A 19,818-nucleotide genomic window follows, 5' to 3' on the forward strand; every position below is an offset into this window, starting at 1 on the left:
GCGACGGGGGAGCGGGGGCGGGGCTGGTCCCGGTTGGTGAGGGGGCCCCCATTCACTCGCGGCCGGGGGGGCGGGGGCCCGCGCGGGCCGCCCCCCGCGCCTCCAATGATCCCGCAGGGCGGTACGGGCTCGGCGCCGCCCTGCCGGGTGGGCCCGCGGGCCGTGCCGGGCCCTGCCGTCCGCCGCACCGCCCGCCCCGCAGCACCGCCTCCGACACCGCCGTCCCGCCCGCGGCGACCGAGCCCCTTCTACCCGCTCGCACACCTCCCACCCACCCGCACGCCACCCACCCGAGCCCGCCGGCGTGCCCGCGGACCGCCGGTCCGTGTCCGGCTGCGGCACCGTACGGCGAGATCCGTGTCTCAACTACGCGCGTAGCGTGGTCTGCTGGTGACGGAACGCCTTCGACCAGCCGTTATCGTGGTGACGGTCAGCAGTCCACAGCGGTTCCCCCGGGCCCCCGCAGCGCAGCGGAGACGCCCCGGCGGTGCCGTCCGGCTCGACCTGCCGCCGCCCGTAGTGGCCCCACCGACGGTGGACGTACCAGCGGGCGACACGACGTACGGAGATTCGCGCAGTGGCCGCCGCTTCCGCCCAAGTCTTTCCGCCGCGCACGCCCGGACCGGCCCGTCTGGTGGTCCTGGTCTCGGGTTCCGGCACCAATCTCCAGGCGCTGATCGACGCGGCGCAGGACCCGGCCTACGGCGCGGTGATCCTCGCCGTCGGGGCGGACCGCACCGACATCGCCGGCCTGAAGCGGGCCGAGGCCGCCGGCATCCCGACCTTCGTCCACCGGATCGTCGACCACGCCGACCGGGCCGCATGGGACGCCGCGCTGACCGCCTCGGTCGCCGGGTACGAGCCCGACCTGGTGGTGACCGCGGGCTTCATGAAGATCCTCGGTCCGGAGTTCATCGGCGCCTTCGCCGGCCGGATCGTCAACACCCACCCCGCCCTGCTGCCGGCCTTTCCCGGCGCGCACGGCGTGCCGGACGCCCTCGCCTACGGCGTGAAGGTCACCGGCTGCACCGTCCACCTGGTCGACGCCGGCGTGGACACCGGGCCGATCATCGCGCAGGGCGTCGTGGAGGTCCTGGACGCCGACCACGCCGATGGCGGCGAAGCGCTGCACGAGCGCATCAAGACTGTCGAGCGCACGCTGCTCGTCGAGGTCGTGGGCCGGCTGGCCCGCGAAGGCCACCGCATCGAAGACCGAAAGGTATGGATTCCGGCATGAGCGCCGCCCACAGCACGCCCCCCGTCTCCGAGGACGTACGCCCGATCCGCCGTGCGCTGATCAGCGTCTACGACAAGACCGGACTGGAGGAGCTGGCCCAGGGGCTGCACGCCGCCGGGGTCGCGATCGTGTCCACCGGCTCCACCGCGGGCCGGATCGCCGCTGCGGGCGTCCCGGTCACCGAGGTCTCCGAGCTGACCGGCTTCCCCGAGTGCCTGGACGGCCGGGTCAAGACCCTGCACCCGCGGGTGCACGCCGGCGTCCTCGCGGACCTCCGCCTGGAGTCGCACCGCGCGCAGCTCGCCGAGCTGGGTGTCGAGCCGTTCGACCTGGTCGTGGTGAACCTCTACCCGTTCACCGCCACCGTCGCCTCCGGCGCCACCCCGGACGAGTGCGTCGAGCAGATCGACATCGGCGGTCCGTCGATGGTCCGCGCCGCGGCCAAGAACCACCCCTCGGTCGCCGTGGTCGTCGACCCGGCCCGCTACGACGACGTGCTCGGCGCGGTCAAGGGCGGCGGCTTCGACCTGCTGACCCGCAAGCGCCTGGCGGCCGCCGCCTTCGCGCACACCGCCGCGTACGACGTGGCCGTGGCCTCCTGGTTCGAGGAGTCCGGCTACACGGAGTCGGAGGAGTCCTTCCCGGCCTTCCTCGGCGCCACCTGGGAGCGCCAGAACGTCCTGCGCTACGGCGAGAACCCGCACCAGCAGGCGGCGCTCTACACCGACGGCACCGGCGGCCTGGCGGGCGCCGAGCAGCTGCACGGCAAGGAGATGTCCTACAACAACTACATGGACACCGACGCCGCGCGCCGCGCCGCGTACGACCACGCCGAGCCGGCCGTCGCGATCATCAAGCACGCCAACCCGTGCGGCATCGCGGTCGGCGCGGACGTCGCCGAGGCCCACCGCAAGGCGCACGAGTGCGACCCGGTCTCCGCGTACGGCGGCGTCATCGCGGTGAACCGCCCGGTCACCGTCGAGCTGGCCGAGCAGATCGCCCCGATCTTCACCGAGGTCGTCGTCGCCCCCGGTTACGAGGACGGCGCCCTGGAGGTGCTGACCAAGAAGAAGAACCTGCGCGTGCTGCGCGCCCCCGAGGCGCCCGCCGACGCGCTGGAGGTCCGCCGGATCAGCGGCGGCGTGCTGCTGCAGCAGGTCGACCGGGTGGACGCGGCCGGCGACGACCCGTCGACCTGGACGCTGGCCACCGGCGAGGCGCTCTCCGAGGCCGAGCTCGCCGAGCTCGCCTTCGCCTGGCGGGCCTGCCGGGCCGTCAAGTCCAACGCGATCCTGCTCGCCAAGGGCGGCGCCTCGGTCGGCGTCGGCATGGGCCAGGTCAACCGGGTGGACTCCTGCAAGCTCGCGGTCGAGCGGGCCGGTGAGCGCGCGCAGGGCTCCTACGCCGCCTCGGACGCCTTCTTCCCGTTCGCGGACGGCCTGGAGATCCTGGCCGCCGCCGGTGTGAAGGCCGTGGTGCAGCCCGGCGGTTCGATCCGCGACGAAGAGGTGGTCGCCGCCGCCGCGAAGGCCGGCGTCACGATGTACCTGACCGGCACCCGGCACTTCTTCCACTGATCCGCAACGCCGAAGGCCCCCGCACTCCTCGGAGTGCGGGGGCCTTCGGCGTTGCGGTCGGCGGGAGGGCCGATCACTGGGACTTGACGACCACCGAGCTCATGATCTTGTCGGCGAAGGTCTGCTTCTTGGCGTCCCACAGCGGCCACAGGTAGCCGAGGCAGCAGATGCCGTCGACGGCGTGGCAGATCTTGCGGACGAAGGCCATGCCGAAGCCCAGCGGCTGGCCGTCGGCCTCGCGCAGGACGCGGATGTTGACCATCTTCTTGCCCGGGGTCTGGCCGGTGGTGCCCTCGCGGTGGATCAGCCACAGGCCGCCCGCGATCGCCAGCAGCCAGCCGATGGCCATGATGGCCATGCCGGCGCCGGAGACGCCGCCGCCGGTGCAGCTGTAGGCGTAGGTGGTCGGGTCGGTGGTGCACTCCGCCTTGGAGATGCCGACCGCGGCACCGATGCCGTAGAAGATGCCGGCGGGCACGCCGACGATCAGGTAGTCGACGATGTACGCCGCCACCCGCGAACCCCAGCCCGCGTAGAACTGCTGCACCTGGGCCGCGTTGCCGTACGGGCCCGGCTGCGGCGGGATGCCGTAGCCGCCGGGGGCGCCGTAGCCGGGGGCCGGCGGCGGGGCCTGCTGCGGGTAGCCGTAGCCGGGGGCCGGCGGCGGGGCCTGCTGCGGGTAGCCGTAGCCCGGCGCGGGCGGCTGCTGGCTGTACGGGTTGTTCGGGTCGGGCGGGTAGCTCATCGAATGCCTCCGGGCAGGAAGGAGTGTGGACGGAACTGCAGGAAAACCCTGGGGACGGACGGGCAGTTGAGGCACCGACCGGATGGGACACTAGCGGAGGGACCTGACATCGGGAGGTCAATGCCCGTCAGGTCCCGCGGACTTCAGGGACGCGAGATGCCGAGTCGGTTCAGCTGCCACGTCCAGGCCAGCAGTAAGGCGGTGCCGATCACCGCGTTGCGCCGCTTGTTCGACAGCTCCCACCACCAGCGTCCCGGGCCGAGCGGTGCGAGCAGCAGCGCGAGCGCGGCCACCACGGTGACCGGGTTGGCGGCCAGCGCGGCCGCCCAGTTGCCGTGTCCGGCCTCGATGAAGACGGTGGTGCTGCCGCAGGCCGGGCAGGGGATGCCGGTGAAGCGGCGCAGCAGGCAGAGCACGCCGGGGTCGTGGGCGTCGTGCAGCTGGGCCACCGCGACCGCGGCGACCGCACCGCCGGCTCCGCGCAGCAGCACCCGCATCAGCCCGCCCGACACCGTGCCGGCGGTCCGCCGCCAACGGGTCGTCAGCGCACCTGCGGACGAGGGCACGGCGACGGTCACGGCTGGACGCTGAAGTAGAAGACCACGATCGCGATGGAGATCAGCACCGCGAGGACGTTCAGCACGATCCCGCCGATGGCCGCGTTGCGGCCGACGCCCGTCTGGTTCGACTTGTTCAGGCCGGCGATGCCGACGCCGAGGCCGATCAGGCCGAGGAAGCCGCCGTAGAAGCAGGACGTCAGGATGGCGACGAATCCCAGCACCACGGACGCGGTGGCCGGCGAGTTCGCCTGGACGACCACGGGGCCGGCCGGGGCGTACGGCTGGGGCTGCTGCGGGTAGCCGTAGCCGGGCTGGGGCTGCTGGTACTGCGGTGCGCCGTACCCGGGCGTGCCGTAGGGCTGCTGCTGCGGCTGGCCGTAGCCGCCGTAAGGATCCGGCTGGTACGGATTGCTCACTGTGGTCTTCCCCCGACGATCGTCCCCCGTGGTCCCCGATGGCCTGTCACCAGGACGCGGGCAGCAGAGATTGCTCGGGCCATCGTGGTCGTTACCACGGCGCGCTGTCCAGCCGCGACCGCCCCGCGGACGCAACTGTGGCGCAACCGCAACCGGGCCGCGCACGCCCTGCCCGCCTTTGCGGCGGTTCGTTCCGGGGGCGCGCCGGCCGGGCCGCCCGGGGCACCGGGGCGGCGCGCACACCGCGGGCCGCGCCCCCGGGCGGCGGCCCGGCCCGCGGCGCGTCCGCCTCCGCCGATCCGGGACAATGGGGGCCATGACTGCCCAGATTCTCGATGGCAAGGCCACCGCCGCCGCGATCAAGTCCGAACTCGCCGTCCGCGTGGCGGCCCTCAAGGAGCGGGGCGTCGTCCCCGGCCTCGGCACCGTCCTGGTCGGCGACGACCCGGGCAGCCGCTGGTACGTCAACGGCAAGCACAAGGACTGCGCCGAGGTCGGCATCGCCTCCATCCAGCGCGAACTGCCCGCCACCGCCACCCAGCAGGACGTCGAGGACGTCGTCCGCGAGCTCAACGCCGACCCGGCCTGCACCGGCTACATCGTGCAGCTGCCGCTGCCCAAGGGCCTCGACCAGAACACCGTCCTGGAGCTGATGGACCCGGACAAGGACGCCGACGGCCTGCACCCGACCTCGCTCGGCCGCCTCGCCCTCGGCATCCAGGGCCCGCTGCCGTGCACCCCGCTCGGCATCGTCGAGCTGCTCCGCCGCCACCAGGTCGAGATCGACGGCGCCGAGGTGGTCGTGATCGGCCGCGGCGTGACCGTCGGCCGCTCCATCGGCCTGCTGCTGACCCGCCGCAGCGAGAACGCCACCGTCACCCTCTGCCACACCGGCACCCGGGACCTCGCCTACCACCTGCGCAAGGCCGACATCGTGATCGCCGCCGCCGGTGTGCCGCACCTGGTCAAGCCGGCCGACGTCAAGCCCGGCGCGGCCGTCCTCGACGTCGGCGTCAGCCGCAGCGAGGGCAAGATCGTCGGCGACGTGCACCCCGGCGTGGCCGAGGTCGCGGGCTGGATCTCCCCGAACCCGGGCGGGGTCGGCCCGATGACCCGCGCCATGCTGCTCAACAACATCGTCGAGGCGGCCGAGCGCCGCGCCGACGGCTGAGCCGATGGCCGTCGTGCGCGCCCCCCGCACCGGGCGCCGTCCGCTGAAGACCACCGGCACCCTGCCGCCGGAGGGCTCGGCCGCGGCGCTCGGGCGCGGCCACTCGCTGCCGGTGCGGCAGTGGCCGATAACGCTCTGCCTCGCGGTGGCCGGGCTCGGACTCGCCGTCATCTGGTTCGCCGATTTCAAGATCGGCCTGCTGATCGTCGGCCTGGCCCTGCTGCTGGGCGCCGCCCTGCGCGCCGCCCTGCCCGAGGTCGGCATGCTCGCGGTGCGCAGCCGCTTCACCGACGTCGGCGTGCTGACCTTCCTCGGCGGCGTGATCGTGCTGCTCACCCTGGTCGCGCAGCCCGATCCGTGGCTGCACCTCTCGTGGCTGGACGACATCGGGCGGCTGGTCGGCCGGCCCCGGCACTGACCCGGCGGGGGCGCGGGGCGGTCGCGGGACGGGCGGCCCCGCGCCCCGCGCCGACGGCGTGGCGCGCGCTGTGTGACGCAACAGCCACGCCCGGCGAGGCGGCATACGCTTGCCTTTGCGATAACCTGACGCAGGTCTCTCGACGTCGAGAGATCATCCTCGGCTCCAGTGCGCCGACGACGTGCCTGGGGCACCTGGCGATTTGCTGGAGAAGGTAGAAATGACTCGCACCCCCGTCAACGTCACCGTTACCGGAGCGGCCGGCCAGATCGGCTACGCCCTGCTCTTCCGCATCGCCTCGGGCCACCTGCTCGGTGCCGACGTCCCGGTGAACCTCCGCCTCCTGGAGATCCCGCAGGGCCTGAAGGCCGCCGAGGGTGTCGCGATGGAGCTCGACGACTGCGCCTTCCCGCTGCTGCGCGACATCACCATCACCGACCAGGCCGCCACCGCCTTCGACGGCGCCAACGTCGCCCTGCTGGTCGGCGCCCGCCCGCGCACCGCCGGCATGGAGCGCGGCGACCTGCTGCAGGCCAACGGCGGCATCTTCGGCCCCCAGGGCAAGGCCATCAACGACCACGCCGCGGACGACATCAAGGTCCTGGTCGTCGGCAACCCGGCCAACACCAACGCCCTGATCGCCCAGCGCAACGCCCCGGACGTCCCGGCCGAGCGCTTCACCGCGATGACCCGCCTCGACCACAACCGCGCCGTCGCCCAGCTCGCCAAGAAGGCCGGCGTCACCGTCGAGGACGTCAAGAAGGTCACCATCTGGGGCAACCACTCCGCCACCCAGTACCCCGACGTCTTCCACGCCGAGATCGCCGGCAAGTCCGCCTTCGAGGCCACCGGCTCCGACCAGGCCTGGGTCCAGGACTTCTTCATCCCGAAGGTCGCCAAGCGCGGCGCCGAGATCATCGAGGTCCGCGGCGCGTCCTCGGCCGCCTCGGCCGCCAACGCCGCCATCGACCACGTGTACACCTGGGTCAACGGCACCCCGGCCGGCGACTGGACCTCCATGGGCATCGTCTCCGACGGTTCCTACGGCGTGCCGGAGGGCCTGATCTCCTCCTTCCCGGTCACCACCGAGAACGGCACCTTCACGATCGTCCAGGGCCTGGAGCTCTCCGAGTTCGACCGCGCCCGCATCGACGCCTCCGTCAACGAGCTGGCCGAGGAGCGCGACGCGGTGCAGGAGCTCGGCCTCATCTGAGCCCCGCGGCCGACGCGGCCCGCACAGGAAGGACGGCCGGGTGCCCGGGGGGCGCCCGGCCGTCCTTCTACACTCCTGCCGTGACCGAAAACATCGAGGACGCCGCGCTCGTCCTCGTCTTCATCATGCTGGGCGGTCTGTTCAACGTCGCCGAGATCTCGCTGATCTCGCTGCGCGAGGGCCAGATCCGCGCCCTGGAGGCGGCCGGCACCCGGCGCGCGGCCCGGGCCGCCCACCTCGCGGCCGACCCCAACCGCTTCCTCGCCGCCGTCCAGGTCGGCGTGACCTGCATGGGCTTCCTCTCGGCCGCGTTCGGCGCCGACACCCTGGCCGGCAAGGTCGCCCCGCTCTTCGTCCGCCTCGGCCTCTCCGAAGGGCTCGCCGACACCGTCGCCCTGGTCGGGCTCACCCTGGTCATCAGCTACGCCTCGCTGGTCCTCGGCGAGCTGACCCCCAAGCGGATCGGGCTGCAGCGGGCCGACTCCATCGCGGTGCTCGCCGCCCCGGTCGTCGACGTCATGTCGGTGGTGCTGCGCCCGGCGATCTGGGTGCTCGGCCTCTCCACCAACCTGATGGTGCGCCTGCTCGGCGGCGACCCGACGGCCGGCCGCGGCTCGATGAGCTCCGAGGAGCTGCGCGGCCTGGTCGCCGCCAACACCGAGCTCGGCAGCGACGAGCGCGCCCTGATCAACGACGTCTTCGCGGCCGGCGAGCGCCAGCTGCGCGAGGTGATGAAGCCCCGCACCGAGGTGACCTTCCTCGACGCCGAGCGCCTGGTCTCCGAGGTCCGCCCGGAGACCGACTCCGCCCCGCACTCCCGCTACCCGGTCGTCGAGGGCTCCTACGACTCCGTCACCGGCTTCGTCCACGTCCGGGACCTCTACGGCGCCCGCGGCGCCAAGGCCGTGCGGGTGCGCGACCTCACCCGGCCGGTCAAGCTGCTGCCCGCCACCAAGCGGGTGCTGGAGGCCATGGGCGAGATGCGCCGCGAGGGCCACCACCTGGCGATCGTCGTCGACGAGTACGGCGGCACCGCCGGCATCGTCACCCTGGAGGACCTCGTCGAGGAGGTCATCGGCGAGATCCGCGACGAGTACGACGCCCTCGACACCACCGCCACCCGCCGGCTGGCCGGCGGCGGCATGGAGCTCGACGGCATGCTGAACCTCGCCGACTTCGCCGACGAGACCGGCGTCGCCCTGCCCGAGGGCCCGTACGAGACGGTGGCCGGATACCTCGTCCGCGAGCTCGGCCGGCTGCCCGAGTCCGGCGACCAGGTCACCACCGAGGACGGGGTGCGGCTGACCGTCGCCAAGCTCGACGGCCGCCGGATCGAACGGATCCGGGTGAGTGCGGTCACACTGGCGGAACCTCCAGGGGCAGATGTTTCCTGAGCGGTCGGTGAAACTGGAACAATGGCCGACATGGTCAACGCAGCGGTCGCAGGTCCGGTCAAGGACCGTCCCCGGGTGCTCTCCGGCATCCAGCCCACCTCGGGCTCGTTCCACCTCGGCAACTACCTGGGCGCCGTCCAGCAGTGGGTCGCGCTGCAGGACGCCAACGACGCCTTCTACATGGTCGTCGACCTGCACGCGATCACCGTCGAGCAGGACCCGGCCCAGCTCCGCGAGAACACCCGGATCTCCGCGGCCCAGCTGCTCGGCGCCGGCCTCGACCCGGAGCGCTGCACCCTGTTCGTCCAGTCGCACGTGCCCGAGCACGCGCAGCTCGGCTGGGTCATGAACTGCCTCACCGGCTTCGGCGAGGCGTCCCGGATGACCCAGTTCAAGGACAAGTCCGCCAAGCAGGGCAGCGACCGCACCACCGTCGGCCTGTTCACCTACCCGGTCCTGCAGATCGCGGACATCCTGCTCTACCAGGCCGACCTCGTCCCGGTCGGCGAGGACCAGCGCCAGCACCTGGAGCTCACCCGCGACCTCGCGGAGCGCTTCAACACCCGGTACGAGCCCACCTTCACCGTGCCGAAGGCGCACATCCTCAAGGAGACCGCCAAGATCCTGGACCTCCAGGACCCGACGGCGAAGATGAGCAAGTCGGCCTCCTCCGCCAAGGGCCTGGTCAACCTGCTCGACGACCCCAAGGCCAGCGCCAAGAAGTTCAAGAGCGCCGTCACCGACACCGGCACCGTCGTCTCCTACGACGAGGAGGAGAAGCCGGGCGTCTCCAACCTGCTGCGCATCCACTCCGCGCTCAGCGGGCAGTCGATCGAGCAGCTGGTCGCCCACTTCGAGGGCCGGATGTACGGCGCGCTCAAGACCGAGCTGGCCGAGCTCTTCACCGAGTGGGTCACGCCCTTCCAGGCCCGCACCCGGACCTACCTCGACGACCCGGCCGAGCTCGACCGGGTGCTCGGCCTCGGCGCGGAGAAGGCCCGCGAGGTCGCCTCGCAGACCCTCGCCACGGTCTACGACCGCATCGGCTTCCTGGCGCCCAAGCGCTGATGGCGCGCACCGCCGGAGCAGGCGCCGACGGCGGCGGCCCCCGGGAGTTCCGCGGACTCCCGGAGGCCGTCACCATCGGCGTGTCGATATCGGTGCCGGAGCCGTACGGCTCCGCCGTCCAGGACGCCCGCGCGGGCCACGGCGACCCGCACGCCCGGTCCATACCCACCCACGTCACGCTGCTGCCGCCGACCGAGGTGCCCACCGTGCGCCTGCCGGAGATCGAGGCGCACCTGCTCGGCGTCGCCGCCGCGCACCGGCCGTTCCCGATGCTGCTGCAGGGCAGCGGCACCTTCCGGCCGGTCTCCCCGGTGGTGTTCGTCCGGGTCGAGGGCGGCGCACAGGAGTGCCGCGAACTGGAGGCCGCGGTGCGCTCCGGGCCGCTCGCCCGCGAGCTGGCCTTCCCGTACCACCCGCACGTCACCGTGGCGCACGGCCTGCCCGAGGACATCCTCGACGAGGCCCAGGAGAAGGCCCGCGCCTTCCACGCCGCCTTCACCGTGCCCGGCTTCGGCCTCTCCCGGTTCGGCCCCGACGAGGTCTGGCGGCCCTGGCGCGACTACGCCTTCGGCGGGTAGCCGCGCCCGGGCGCCCGGGCGCGGCGACCTATCATGTCCCGCATGGTCGAGCAGGCGATACCCAAGGTCAGCGTGGTCATTCCGGTCTACAACGCGGTGGACCACCTCGACGAGTGCCTGGGTTCGATCCTCGACCAGACCCTCGGCCGCGACCTGCTGGAGGTCGTCGCGGTGGACGACGGCTCCACCGACGGCAGCGGCGGGGCACTGGACCGCTGGGCCGCCGAGCACCCGCAGGTCACCGTCGTCCACCAGCCCAACAGCGGCGCCCCCGGCGGCCCGCGCAACCGCGCGATCGCCCTCGCCCGCGGCGAGTTCCTCTTCTTCGCCGACCCCGACGACCACCTCGGCCCCGACGCCCTGCGGCGCATGGTCGACGCCGCCGAACGGGACGGCTCCGACGTCGTCCTCGGCCGGATCAGGGGCGTCGGCCGCAGCGCCGCCCGCATACCGTTCGAGACCGGCGTCACCACCGGCGACGTCCGCACCACCCGCGCCGTGTGGAGCCTGACCGCGCACAAGCTGTACCGCCGCTCCCTGGTCGCCGAGCACGGCCTGCGGTTCGCCGAAGGCGTCCGGCTCGCCGAGGAGCAGGCGTTCGTCGTCCCCGCCTACTTCCTGGCCCGCGCCATCTCGGTGGTCGCCGACTACGACTGCTACTACCTCGTGCAGCGCGACGGCTTCGACCACCTCACCCGGCAGGTGGTCGAACCCGAGCCCTTCTACGCCCAGGTCCGCGGCGCCGTGGAGACGGTGCTCGCGCACACGGAGCCCGGCGCCGACCGGGACGGGCTGCTGCTGCGCTGGGTCCAGGAGGAACTGCTCAACCGGTTCCGCGGCGAGTTCCTCGACTGGTCCGACGACCTGCGCGAGCGGTACGCCCGCGAGTCCGGCGCGATCCTGGCCGAACTCGTCCCCGACTCGGCGCTCACCGCACTGCCGCCGCTCGACCGGATCCGCGTGCGGCTGCTGCGCGAGGGCCGGCGCACCGAACTCGAAGACCTCGCCCGCCTCCAGCAGGCCGGCTGCCCCGACCACGGCGCCGTCCACCGCGACGGCCGCGGCTACCTCGTCGAGACGCGCACCGCGCTGATCCTGCCGCCCGGCGCCTACGGCCCCGACCGGCCCCGGCAGAGCCTGCTGCTGCGGCGCACCGGCGGCGGACCGGAGGTCGAGCTCCCGCTGCCCGCCGAGGACGGCGGCCTCTTCACCGCCCGCGTCCACGTCGACCCGGCCGCCCTGCCCGTCCCGGGCAGCTGGCGCCTCCTGCTGCGCCTGCGGCTCGGGACGGGCACCTACGACATGCCGCTGCGCCCCGACGGCCTCGGCCCGGCCGGACGGGCCAGGCCCGCGCTGGCCGGCGGCCGGCCGCGCGCCACCCGGATCCGCACCGACCGCAAGGGCGAGGCGCTGCTCGACGTCCTCTCGCCGCGCGCGGCGGCCGGCGCACTGCGCCGCCGACTGTTCTGAACGCCTGCGGGCGCCGCCGCGGACCGTACCGGTCCGCGGCGGCGCCCGCAGGTGCTGCTCGTGCCCGCAGGGCTACTTGCGCTCGCGGGCGCGGCGCGCCGCCGCGATCAGCCCGAGGCAGAGCGGCCCGATGAACAGCGGGGCCACGTTGTAGCGGAACAGCCCGGCGGGCGTGGAGGCCATCAGCATCAGCTGCATGCCCAGCAGCACCCCGGCCGTCCCCCACACCGCCCGGTTCCGGCGTCCCACCGCGTAGCAGGCGAGCGCCGCGTACGCCAGGTACGTCCAGGTGGCGCCGCGCCACAGCAGCGTGTCGAAGTGCCGGGCCTTCGAGAGGTTGGTGAGCCAGGTGGCGGCCAGGTTCAGGCTCTTCGACAGCGGGTGGCTGCGCAGCGCCGGGAGGTAGGGGCTGTCGGCCATCCGGCCGCTGATCTGCACCGCGCCGGCCGCGGGGTCGGCGGTCTCGGGGGCGGCGGCCCATCCCCACAGGTCACCGGGGCGCTCCAGCGGCGCGATGATGGTGGCGCCGGCGTCCACGCTCCAGTCGGAGAACGGGTCCCAGGCGATCGCGCCGCGGCACAGCCGGGCGTCGACGAGCACGTCGGGACGCTTCTTGAAGACCTTCGTCCAGAGGCCGACCAGTTCGTCGTTGTGCTGCTGGGCGGCGTTCCGGTCGAACGGGGCCTTGCTGTTGGAGAGCAGGTCGGCGGTGCGGCAGTTGGCGCCGGTCTCCCAGGTGGACATCGGCGCGACCTCGGCCAGCAGCCGGCGGTCGGCGCCGCTGAACACCCACGGCACCTCCTTGTAGGCGACCGCGATGTCCGCGTAGTTCATGCCGAACACGGAGTTGGCCGGGGGCTGCGCGACACCGAGCATCCGGTAGCCGCCGAGCTGGGCGGCGCCCGGCAGGACGACCGCGATCAGCGTCAGCACCGCCAGCGACCTGCGGAGCCCGGGCAGGAACGGCAGCAGCACCAGGCCGGCGAAGAGCGCGACGATCAGGCCGTTGTTGCGGAACAGCCCGAGGCCCAGCAGACCGGCGGAGAACACCAGCAGGTCGAAGCGGTAGCCGCCGGGCCGCAGCCAGCGGCCGGGCTCCGGCGCGGTGCCGCGCCGGGCGACCAGCCGGGCCGCCGCGGCGAACACCAGCACCGCGCTGATGGTGAAGGGCACGTCCTTCCAGACGAACACCACGAAGGTCCCGGTCGGCGGCAGCGCGGCGGTGGCCAGCGCGGCGGGGACGCACCAGCGCGCCCGCACCCCGAGGTCCCGCACGGCCGCGCAGGTGTAGCCGAGCGCCACCGACATCACGGTCGTCTGCGCCAGCGTGAGCAGCGCGAACTTGCCCGGGAGGTGCAGCGCCAGCCAGACCGCGGCGTCGTAGAGCACCGAGTGGTCGGAGGTCCAGTGCCCGGTGGTGACCTGCCAGGTGTACATCACCGAGTCGTAGCTGAGCAGGCCCGGGTAGAAGGCCGCCCAGTAGAACAGCCAGATCACCTGGCAGCCGACCGTCACCAGCAGCGGCATGCGCCACCGCGGTGCGACCCGCCGGGCCGCCCGGTGGAGGCGCCGGCCGGCGGCGGGACCGACGGCGACGGCTGAGGTGTCCAGCACGGTTCACTCCGTATGGGGGTTGCGGGGGCGGCGCGGAACGGGTGTCCGAGCGGTGCCACCCTATCGGGCGGGTCCCGGCCGGCCGCCGCGGCGGTGGCGTCAGCCGGCGAGCATCCGGTCGACGACCCGGGCGCTCGCCTTGCCGTCGTCCAGCACGCAGTGCAGGGCACGGAACGCCGCGTACCGCTCGGCGTGGTCCGCGGTGGCGGCCGTCACGTCGCGCAGCGCCTCGACCAGCTCCGAGGAGGTGTGGACCAGGGGTCCGGGGGCCTCGGTCTCGAAGTCGAAGTAGAAGCCGCGCAGGACGTCGCGGTAGCGCTCCAGGTCGTAGGTGAAGAAGAGGATCGGGCGGCCCGTGATCGCGAAGTCGAACATGATCGACGAGTAGTCGGTGACCAGGACGTCGGCGACGAGCAGCAGCTCCTGGACGTCCGGGTAGTCGCCGACGTCGTACAGGAAGCCGTCCCCGGCGCCGGGCAGCGGCTCCCGGACGTGCGCGTGCGGGCGCACCAGCAGCACGTGGTCCTCGCCGAGCGCGGTCCGGGCCGCCTCGGTGTCCAGCTGCAGGTCGAGGCGGAAGCCGGCGCCGTTGTCCCGCTGCTGGTCCTCGCGCCAGGTCGGCGCGTACAGCACGATCCGGCGGCCCTCGGGGATGCCGAGCCGGGCCCGGACCCGCGCCGCGAGGGCGTCGTCGCCGGTGGCCAGCAGGTCGTTGCGGGGGTAGCCGGACTCCAGGATCTCGCCGCCGTAGCGGAACGCCCGGCCGAGGATCGGGGTGGCGAACGGGCTGGGGGAGACCAGCACGCTCCAGTGCGGCGTCTCGTGGTCCAGCGCCTCCAGGTAGCCGGCGTCGGCCAGCCAGGCGTTCTCCACGTCGTGCGCAATCCGCTTGAGCAGCGAGCCGTGCCAGGTCTGCACGACGACCTGGCCGGGCCGGCGCTCGACGAAGTCCGGGAAGTGCGTGTTGCCGACCAGGTAGCGGCTGGTCGCCAGCGCCTCGTACCACTCGGGGCTCTGCACCCGCACCGTCCGCACCCCGGCCGGCACCTGCCCCTGGGCGTCGTTGACGGCCCAGATGTGCTCGACGTCGACGCCGCGGCGGACGAGCTCGCGGTGGATCGCGCCCGGGGAGTCGGCGTACCCGCGGCCGCCGAACACGTCGTAGAAGACCGCCTCGCGCAGCTCGCCGTGGCCGGCCGCCGGGTAGTCCACCGTCCGCAGCCTGTGCTGGGCGAAGGCGCTGCGCTCCTCGGCGGTCAGGACGGAGGAGGAGTCCACGAAGAGGGTGTCCAGCCAACGGCGTTCCAGCTTCACCGTCTTGGGGCCGACGGTGACCGCGGCCGGCAGGGCGTCGAAGGCGGCCGGCGCCACGGTCACCCGCCGTTCGGTGCCGTCGGCGGTGCGCAGCAGCAGCTCCCACACGCCCATCCGCAGCGGGAGGCGGTCGCCGCCGGCGGTGGCCGTCCCGGCGGGCAGGGTGACCCGGAAGCGCTCGGCGCTGGTCGCGGTGGCGGGGTGGCGCAGTTCGGCGGTGCCGTCCGAGTGCCGCAGCACGAGTTCCAGCGGGCCCTGGCCGGTCGTCGGGGTGGAGCCGCCGAGGACGAAGCCGTCCTGCAGCTCGGTGATCTCGTCGACCCGGGCGACGGGCGGGCGGACGGCGAGTTCGAGGGCGTCCCGGCGGTCCCGCGCGACGTGCAGCAGGTCCGCGGTGCCCGGCAGCGGGAACTGGCCGGTGACCGGGCCGCCCCGCTCGTCGACGACCAGCGGCTCGGTGCGGCCGTCGGCGTGCACCAGCTCGGCCTGCCACGGCTCGTCGGACTCCGCACCGCCGGTCAGCACCGCCAGCGGTATGCGGGCGGTGAAGCCCGCGCCGTCGGCGGTCAGGTCGACCACCGTCTCGGCGCCGCCCTCCGGGCGGTGGAGCCGGATCGCGGTGCGCCCGACCCGGCCGTCGACGGCGCCGGAGAGTTCGAGCGCGTCCTCGGTGAGGACGGCCGCGCGCACCCGGACGGGTATGCGCTCGACCCGCAGCCGCAGGTGCTTGGCGCGGAACACCGGGACCACCCGGACGTCGTCCGCGACCCAGTGCGCCGGCGGCGTCTCCGCGGTGCCGCACCAGTGGCCCTGGAACCCGCCCTGGCTGCGCTTGAGGCCGGTGAAGACCGTGGCGGACACCCGCCACTCGCCCTCCGTCCAGGTACCGCGGCGCCGGAACCGGGTCGGGTCGATCGCGGCCGTGAAACCGGCCCAGTCGTGGTTGAGCTCCGCCAGGCCGCTGTCCTCGGTGGACTCGGGGAGGTACACCGGGCTGGTGGACACCCAGCCGAACGCCCGGCTGCCGGTGCGGCGCAGCACCAGCAGGGTCCGGGCGCTGCCCCGGGTGGCCGAGGGCCGGTCCTGCGGGTGCGCGAACCCGGTCAGCAGCAACGTGTCGTCCTCCCAGCGCAGGGAGCGTATGACGGCGCGCGGCTCGGTCGGCGACGGAGCGCCGGCGGATTTCACAGACACGGGAGGCGGCCCTTCACGGCGGGAGCCGGTCAGGAGGAGTGACCGGCGGACCCGGCCGCCGTCGGGCGGTCCGGGTCCGGGACATCTCACACCGTGACGCCCCCGCCGGTCAACAAACGCGGCGGGGGCGCCCGGTGGAGCGGATCAGCCCTCGTGCGCGAGCAGTCCGTCCACGACCCGGGCGCTCGCCCGGCCGTCGTCCAGGTGGCAGTAGGCCTCGCGGAAGGCCTCGTACCGGTCCGCGTACTCCTCGGCGACCTCCGCCGTCCGGCCGAGCGCCTCGACGAGCGCCTCGGAGGTGCGCAGCAGCGGGCCGGGCGCGGTCGCCTCGAAGTCGAAGGAGAAGCCGCGCAGGTTGTCCCGGTAGTGCTCCAGGTCGTGCGTGAAGAACAGCATCGGCTTGCCGGTGACCGCGAAGTCGAACATGACCGAGGAGTAGTCCGTCACCAGCACGTCGGCGACGAGCAGCAGCTCCGCGGTGTCCGGGTAGGTGCTGACGTCCCAGACGAAGCCGTCGCCGGCGCCCGGCACCTGGCCGCACATCAGCGGGTGCCGCCGCACCAGCAGCACCTGGTCGTCGCCCAGGGCGGCCCGGGCCGCCGCCAGGTCGATCCGCAGGTCCAGCTGGTAGCCGTCCTGGGGGCGGCGCATGTCCTCGCGGAAGGTCGGCGCGTAGAGCACCACCTTCTTGCCGTCCGGCAGGCCGAGACGGGTGCGGACGAGCTCGGCGGTCTTCTCCCGGTCGGCGGCGAGCAGCACGTCGCTGCGCGGGTTGCCCGCCTCCAGGATCTCGCCGCCGTAGTCGAAGGCCCGCCGCAGCACCGGCGTCGAGAATCCGTTGCCCGACACCAGCAGGCTCCAGTGCGGCACCTCGCGCCGCAGGTGCTTGACGTACTCGGCGTCGGTGAACCAGACCTTCTCGAAGTCCAGGCCGATCCGCTTGAGCGGGGTGCCCTGCCAGGTCTGCAGCACCGTCTGGCCGGGCCGCCGCTCGAAGAAGTCCGGCAGGTGCGCCTCGGTGACGATGTACCGGGCGGTGGCCAGCGCCTCGTACCACTCGGCGCTGTCCTGGCGCAGCGCCTCGACGGTGCCGGGCAGCTCGGCCTGCTGGTCGTCCACGCTCCACAGGTGGCGCAGCGGCAGGCCGCGCTGCAGCAGCTCCTCGTGCACCGCGCGCGGGGCGCCCGCGTACCGGTCGCCGTGCGAGGTGAGGTACAGCACCGTGTCGGTGACCGGGCGGGTGCGGGCCGCGGGGTAGTCGTTGATCCGCAGCTGCCGGTGCCGGTAGCCGCTGCGCTCCTCCGGGAGGAGGTCGGAGTGGGCCAGCAGCGTCAGCGAGTCGTAGCCGCGGCGCTCCAGCACGACCCGCTTGCCGCGGGTCTCGGTCTCCACCGGCAGCGCGGCGTGGCAGCGCGGCGCGAGCAGGACCGGCGGCCACACCTCGTCGGCGGGCGCGCCGACCGGCCGCAGGAAGACCTCCCACAGGCCCTGGCGGAGCGGCACCTGGCCGGCGAAGGCCGCGGTCGGCACGGCCGGCAGCGCCGCCCGGAACCGCCCGTCGACGATCTCCACCGGGTAGCAGTGCTCCTCCTCGTGCCAGTCGTGGCGGATCACCAGCTCGTAGGTGTGGGTGCCGGGCAGCGGGAAGGTGCCGCTGAGCAGGAAGCCGTCCGTGCCGCGCGCGGTGACCTCCTCCACGACCGGCTGCAGCACCTGGTCGCTGAACTGCAGGTACCCGCTGGGGGAGGCCTTGGTGTAGAGCGCCCGGGTGTCGTTCTCGACGGGCAGGTCGAACTCGACCGCCGCGGTGCGCTCGTCGAGCACGACGGGCACCCGCTTGCCGTCGGCGAGCTGCAGCTCGGTGTCCCAGCGGTCGCGCAGGCGCTCGGCGGACGCCGGGTCGAGGGCGGCCCAGGCCTTGCGGACGGCCGTCATGTCGGCGACCGGGAAGTGCGCGGCGAACGGCACCTCGCGGCCCACCGGGGAGCCGAGCTCCAGCGGGAAGAGCAGCTCGCGGTCGGACTCCACGTGCAGCAGCCGCAGCCGGGCGCCGGCCAGGTCCAGACCGGAGGCGGCCCGGCCGCGGACGGTCACCGTGCCGTGCTCGGCCGTCACGCCGGCGGCGCGCGCCCGGACCTTCTCGACCCGCAGGTTGACGTGGTTGTCCTTGAGCCACGGCACGACCCGGACGTCGTCCTCGACCCAGTGCACCGGCGGGTACTCGGCCCGGTCGCTCCAGCCGCCGGAGATCCGGCCCTTGTACACGCCGCCCTTGCCGATGCCGGCGATCAGGACCCGCCAGGAGCCCTCGCGCCACTCGCCGCGGTGCTTCAGCCGCTTCGGGTCGATGACGGCGCGGAAGCCGGCCCAGTCGCAGCTGTACAGGTCGTGCGGGGAGCTGGAGGTGGCCTCCGGGCTGTACTGCGCCTTCGCGGGCAGGGCCAGCACCCGGCGGCCCTTGGCCTCGCGCAGGACCAGCACCTTGACCATGTCGCTGCGGTGCTCGGCGCCCAGGTGCTCGGGGAATGCGTGCCCGGTGAGGTGCAGCTTGCCCTCCGTCCAGGAGGCGTCGTAGAGCCGGGTGCGCATCACCAGCGCGTTGTCCAGGCGCAGCACGTCCGCGGGCACGCTCTTGCGCCCGCCGCGCAGGAACGGGTAGTCGGCGAAGGGGCGCAGCAGGCCGCGCGCGGGCGCGGCGCCCTTGGTGTCCCGCTCGAAGCGGATCTGCTCGACCAGCTCGTCGATCCGGCCCTGCAGGGTCAGGTGGTACTTGAGGCGCAGCGGCGCGCGCAGCTTGCGGATCTGCTCGGGCCCGATGGCGCGCAGCAGCCGGCCGGCGCACTCCAGGTAGGCGTCCCGGTAGTCCGTGTCGCCGTCCAGGACGGACCCGAAGAACATCGGGATCTCCTCGACGAGGTTGTTCTCGTCGTAGGTGCGCAGGTAGCGCTTGAACTTCGGGTCGGTCTGCTCCAGCAGCCAGGCCCGCACCAGCTCCATCGAGGTGACCCGGTCGATCAGGCCCTTGGGGTTGGTCTTCATCTGCGTGATCGACATCTCGCCGACCTCGCGCTCGCGCCAGTGGTAGATCGGCTCGGAGAGCACGTCCACGCTGGTCGCCAGGTAGTGGTGCGGCACGCTCACCGGGGCGTCCTCGTACAGGATGCCCTCGGGGTAGAGGATGCCGGCGCCGTCGAAGAAGCTGCGGCGGTAGACCTTGTTCCAGGCCGTCCGGTCGGTGACCAGGGTCGGGACCTCGGTGATGTGCGTCCGCAGCCGGGTCTCCTTGAACGGCTTGCGGTGGCCGCCCGACTGGTAGTAGCCGACGGCCCGGAAGCGCTGGACGTTGCCGGTGCAGAAGTCCGAGCCGGTCTCGTCCAGGGTGCCGATCATCAGCTCGTAGGCGCTCGGCGGCAGGGTGTCGTCGCTGTCGACGAAGGCGAGGAACTCGGTGCCGTCGGCGATGTGCCGGTAGCCGGTGTTGCGGGCCGCGCCGAGGCCCTTGTTCTCCTGCCGGACGAGCCGGAACCGCGAGTCCTTCGCGGCGTAGGCCTCGGCGATGGCGGCGCTGCCGTCCTTGGACCCGTCGTCGACCATGACGCATTCCAGGTCGCTGAAGGTCTGGGCGGCGATGGAGTCCAGGCACTCCTCGAGGTAGCGCTCGACGTTGTAGATCGGGACGACGACGGAGAGGCGAGGGGCCATCGGGCGTGCGGGCCTTTCATCGGGGGCGTCGGGCCGCGGGCGAATCGGCACAGATGTACGGAGATCCTACCGTCCGTGGGCGTCCCGGCCCGGGAGCGGTCCGGGCCCGCGGGGCGGTGCGGACGGTGGCGGCGCGCGCACGCCGCG

The 19,818-nt window shown here is 73.4% G+C and carries 15 protein-coding genes; 9 read left to right on the forward strand and 6 right to left on the reverse strand.

Annotated elements, in window-relative coordinates:
- The first annotated feature begins 577 nt into the window (after nucleotides 1-577).
- Nucleotides 578-1,237, forward strand: coding sequence for a phosphoribosylglycinamide formyltransferase (gene purN / locus ABZ641_RS09490; RefSeq protein WP_344623513.1), 660 nt, complete (start codon nucleotides 578-580; stop codon nucleotides 1,235-1,237).
- Nucleotides 1,234-2,814 carry a bifunctional phosphoribosylaminoimidazolecarboxamide formyltransferase/IMP cyclohydrolase gene (purH, locus tag ABZ641_RS09495; protein WP_359980399.1) on the forward strand — a complete coding sequence of 527 codons (1,581 nt, stop codon included), beginning with the start codon at nucleotides 1,234-1,236 and terminating at the stop codon, nucleotides 2,812-2,814. Before purN ends, purH begins: the two co-directional genes overlap by 4 nt.
- A 73-nt stretch (nucleotides 2,815-2,887) precedes the next feature.
- Here the strand turns inward: purH and ABZ641_RS09500 are convergent, their stop codons facing one another.
- From ABZ641_RS09500 to ABZ641_RS09510, 3 genes are all read right to left on the reverse strand, one after another.
- Entirely contained in the window at nucleotides 2,888-3,559 is a 672-nt protein-coding gene (locus ABZ641_RS09500) for an RDD family protein (RefSeq protein WP_344623515.1), read from the reverse strand.
- Nucleotides 3,560-3,702: 143 nt separating this feature from the next.
- Nucleotides 3,703-4,137, reverse strand: a complete 435-nt coding sequence (locus ABZ641_RS09505; RefSeq protein ID WP_344623516.1) for a DUF2752 domain-containing protein — start codon at nucleotides 4,135-4,137, stop codon at nucleotides 3,703-3,705.
- Nucleotides 4,134-4,535 carry a hypothetical protein gene (locus ABZ641_RS09510; protein WP_359980403.1) on the reverse strand — a complete coding sequence of 134 codons (402 nt, stop codon included), beginning with the start codon at nucleotides 4,533-4,535 and terminating at the stop codon, nucleotides 4,134-4,136. Before ABZ641_RS09510 ends, ABZ641_RS09505 begins: the two co-directional genes overlap by 4 nt.
- A gap of 316 nt (nucleotides 4,536-4,851) precedes the next feature.
- Here ABZ641_RS09510 and ABZ641_RS09515 point away from each other — a divergent pair, with 316 nt between their 5' ends.
- The 7 genes from ABZ641_RS09515 (at nucleotide 4,852) to ABZ641_RS09545 (ending at nucleotide 11,847) form a co-directional block, all read left to right on the forward strand.
- A complete protein-coding gene (locus ABZ641_RS09515) occupies nucleotides 4,852-5,706 on the forward strand; it encodes a bifunctional methylenetetrahydrofolate dehydrogenase/methenyltetrahydrofolate cyclohydrolase (RefSeq protein WP_344623518.1) in 855 nt (284 codons plus the stop codon).
- Between the two features lie 4 nt (nucleotides 5,707-5,710).
- Complete coding sequence (locus ABZ641_RS09520) at nucleotides 5,711-6,124, forward strand: DUF3017 domain-containing protein (RefSeq protein ID WP_344623519.1); 414 nt, start codon at nucleotides 5,711-5,713, stop codon at nucleotides 6,122-6,124.
- Between the two features lie 220 nt (nucleotides 6,125-6,344).
- Complete coding sequence (locus tag ABZ641_RS09525; protein ID WP_344623520.1) at nucleotides 6,345-7,337, forward strand: malate dehydrogenase; 993 nt, start codon at nucleotides 6,345-6,347, stop codon at nucleotides 7,335-7,337.
- Nucleotides 7,338-7,417: 80 nt separating this feature from the next.
- Nucleotides 7,418-8,731 (forward strand): hemolysin family protein, encoded by a 1,314-nt coding sequence (locus tag ABZ641_RS09530; protein ID WP_344623521.1) that lies wholly within the window; start codon nucleotides 7,418-7,420, stop codon nucleotides 8,729-8,731.
- A gap of 30 nt (nucleotides 8,732-8,761) precedes the next feature.
- Nucleotides 8,762-9,799, forward strand: a complete 1,038-nt coding sequence (gene trpS, locus ABZ641_RS09535; RefSeq protein WP_344623522.1) for a tryptophan--tRNA ligase — start codon at nucleotides 8,762-8,764, stop codon at nucleotides 9,797-9,799.
- A complete protein-coding gene (locus tag ABZ641_RS09540) occupies nucleotides 9,799-10,377 on the forward strand; it encodes a 2'-5' RNA ligase family protein (RefSeq protein ID WP_344623523.1) in 579 nt (192 codons plus the stop codon). The genes trpS and ABZ641_RS09540 overlap by 1 nt, the downstream gene beginning before the upstream one ends.
- 42 nt (nucleotides 10,378-10,419) lie before the next feature.
- Nucleotides 10,420-11,847, forward strand: a complete 1,428-nt coding sequence (locus ABZ641_RS09545) for a glycosyltransferase (protein WP_359980408.1) — start codon at nucleotides 10,420-10,422, stop codon at nucleotides 11,845-11,847.
- 72 nt (nucleotides 11,848-11,919) lie between these two features.
- On the opposite strand, the gene ABZ641_RS09550 is transcribed toward ABZ641_RS09545, so the two are convergent.
- The 3 genes from ABZ641_RS09550 to ABZ641_RS09560 all read right to left on the reverse strand — a co-directional run bounded on the left by ABZ641_RS09550 (nucleotide 11,920) and on the right by ABZ641_RS09560 (nucleotide 19,671).
- Nucleotides 11,920-13,461: a hypothetical protein gene (locus tag ABZ641_RS09550; protein WP_359980411.1), complete on the reverse strand. Its 1,542-nt coding sequence runs from the start codon at nucleotides 13,459-13,461 to the stop codon at nucleotides 11,920-11,922.
- A 99-nt stretch (nucleotides 13,462-13,560) separates the two neighbouring features.
- Complete coding sequence (locus ABZ641_RS09555) at nucleotides 13,561-15,969, reverse strand: CDP-glycerol glycerophosphotransferase family protein (RefSeq protein ID WP_359980414.1); 2,409 nt, start codon at nucleotides 15,967-15,969, stop codon at nucleotides 13,561-13,563.
- A gap of 144 nt (nucleotides 15,970-16,113) precedes the next feature.
- Entirely contained in the window at nucleotides 16,114-19,671 is a 3,558-nt protein-coding gene (locus ABZ641_RS09560; protein WP_359980417.1) for a bifunctional glycosyltransferase family 2 protein/CDP-glycerol:glycerophosphate glycerophosphotransferase, read from the reverse strand.
- Nucleotides 19,672-19,818 lie beyond the last annotated feature (147 nt).

Origin of the sequence: Kitasatospora sp. NPDC007106 (genome assembly GCF_040634455.1) — a bacterium.
GTDB classification, from domain to species: domain Bacteria; phylum Actinomycetota; class Actinomycetes; order Streptomycetales; family Streptomycetaceae; genus Kitasatospora; species Kitasatospora arboriphila.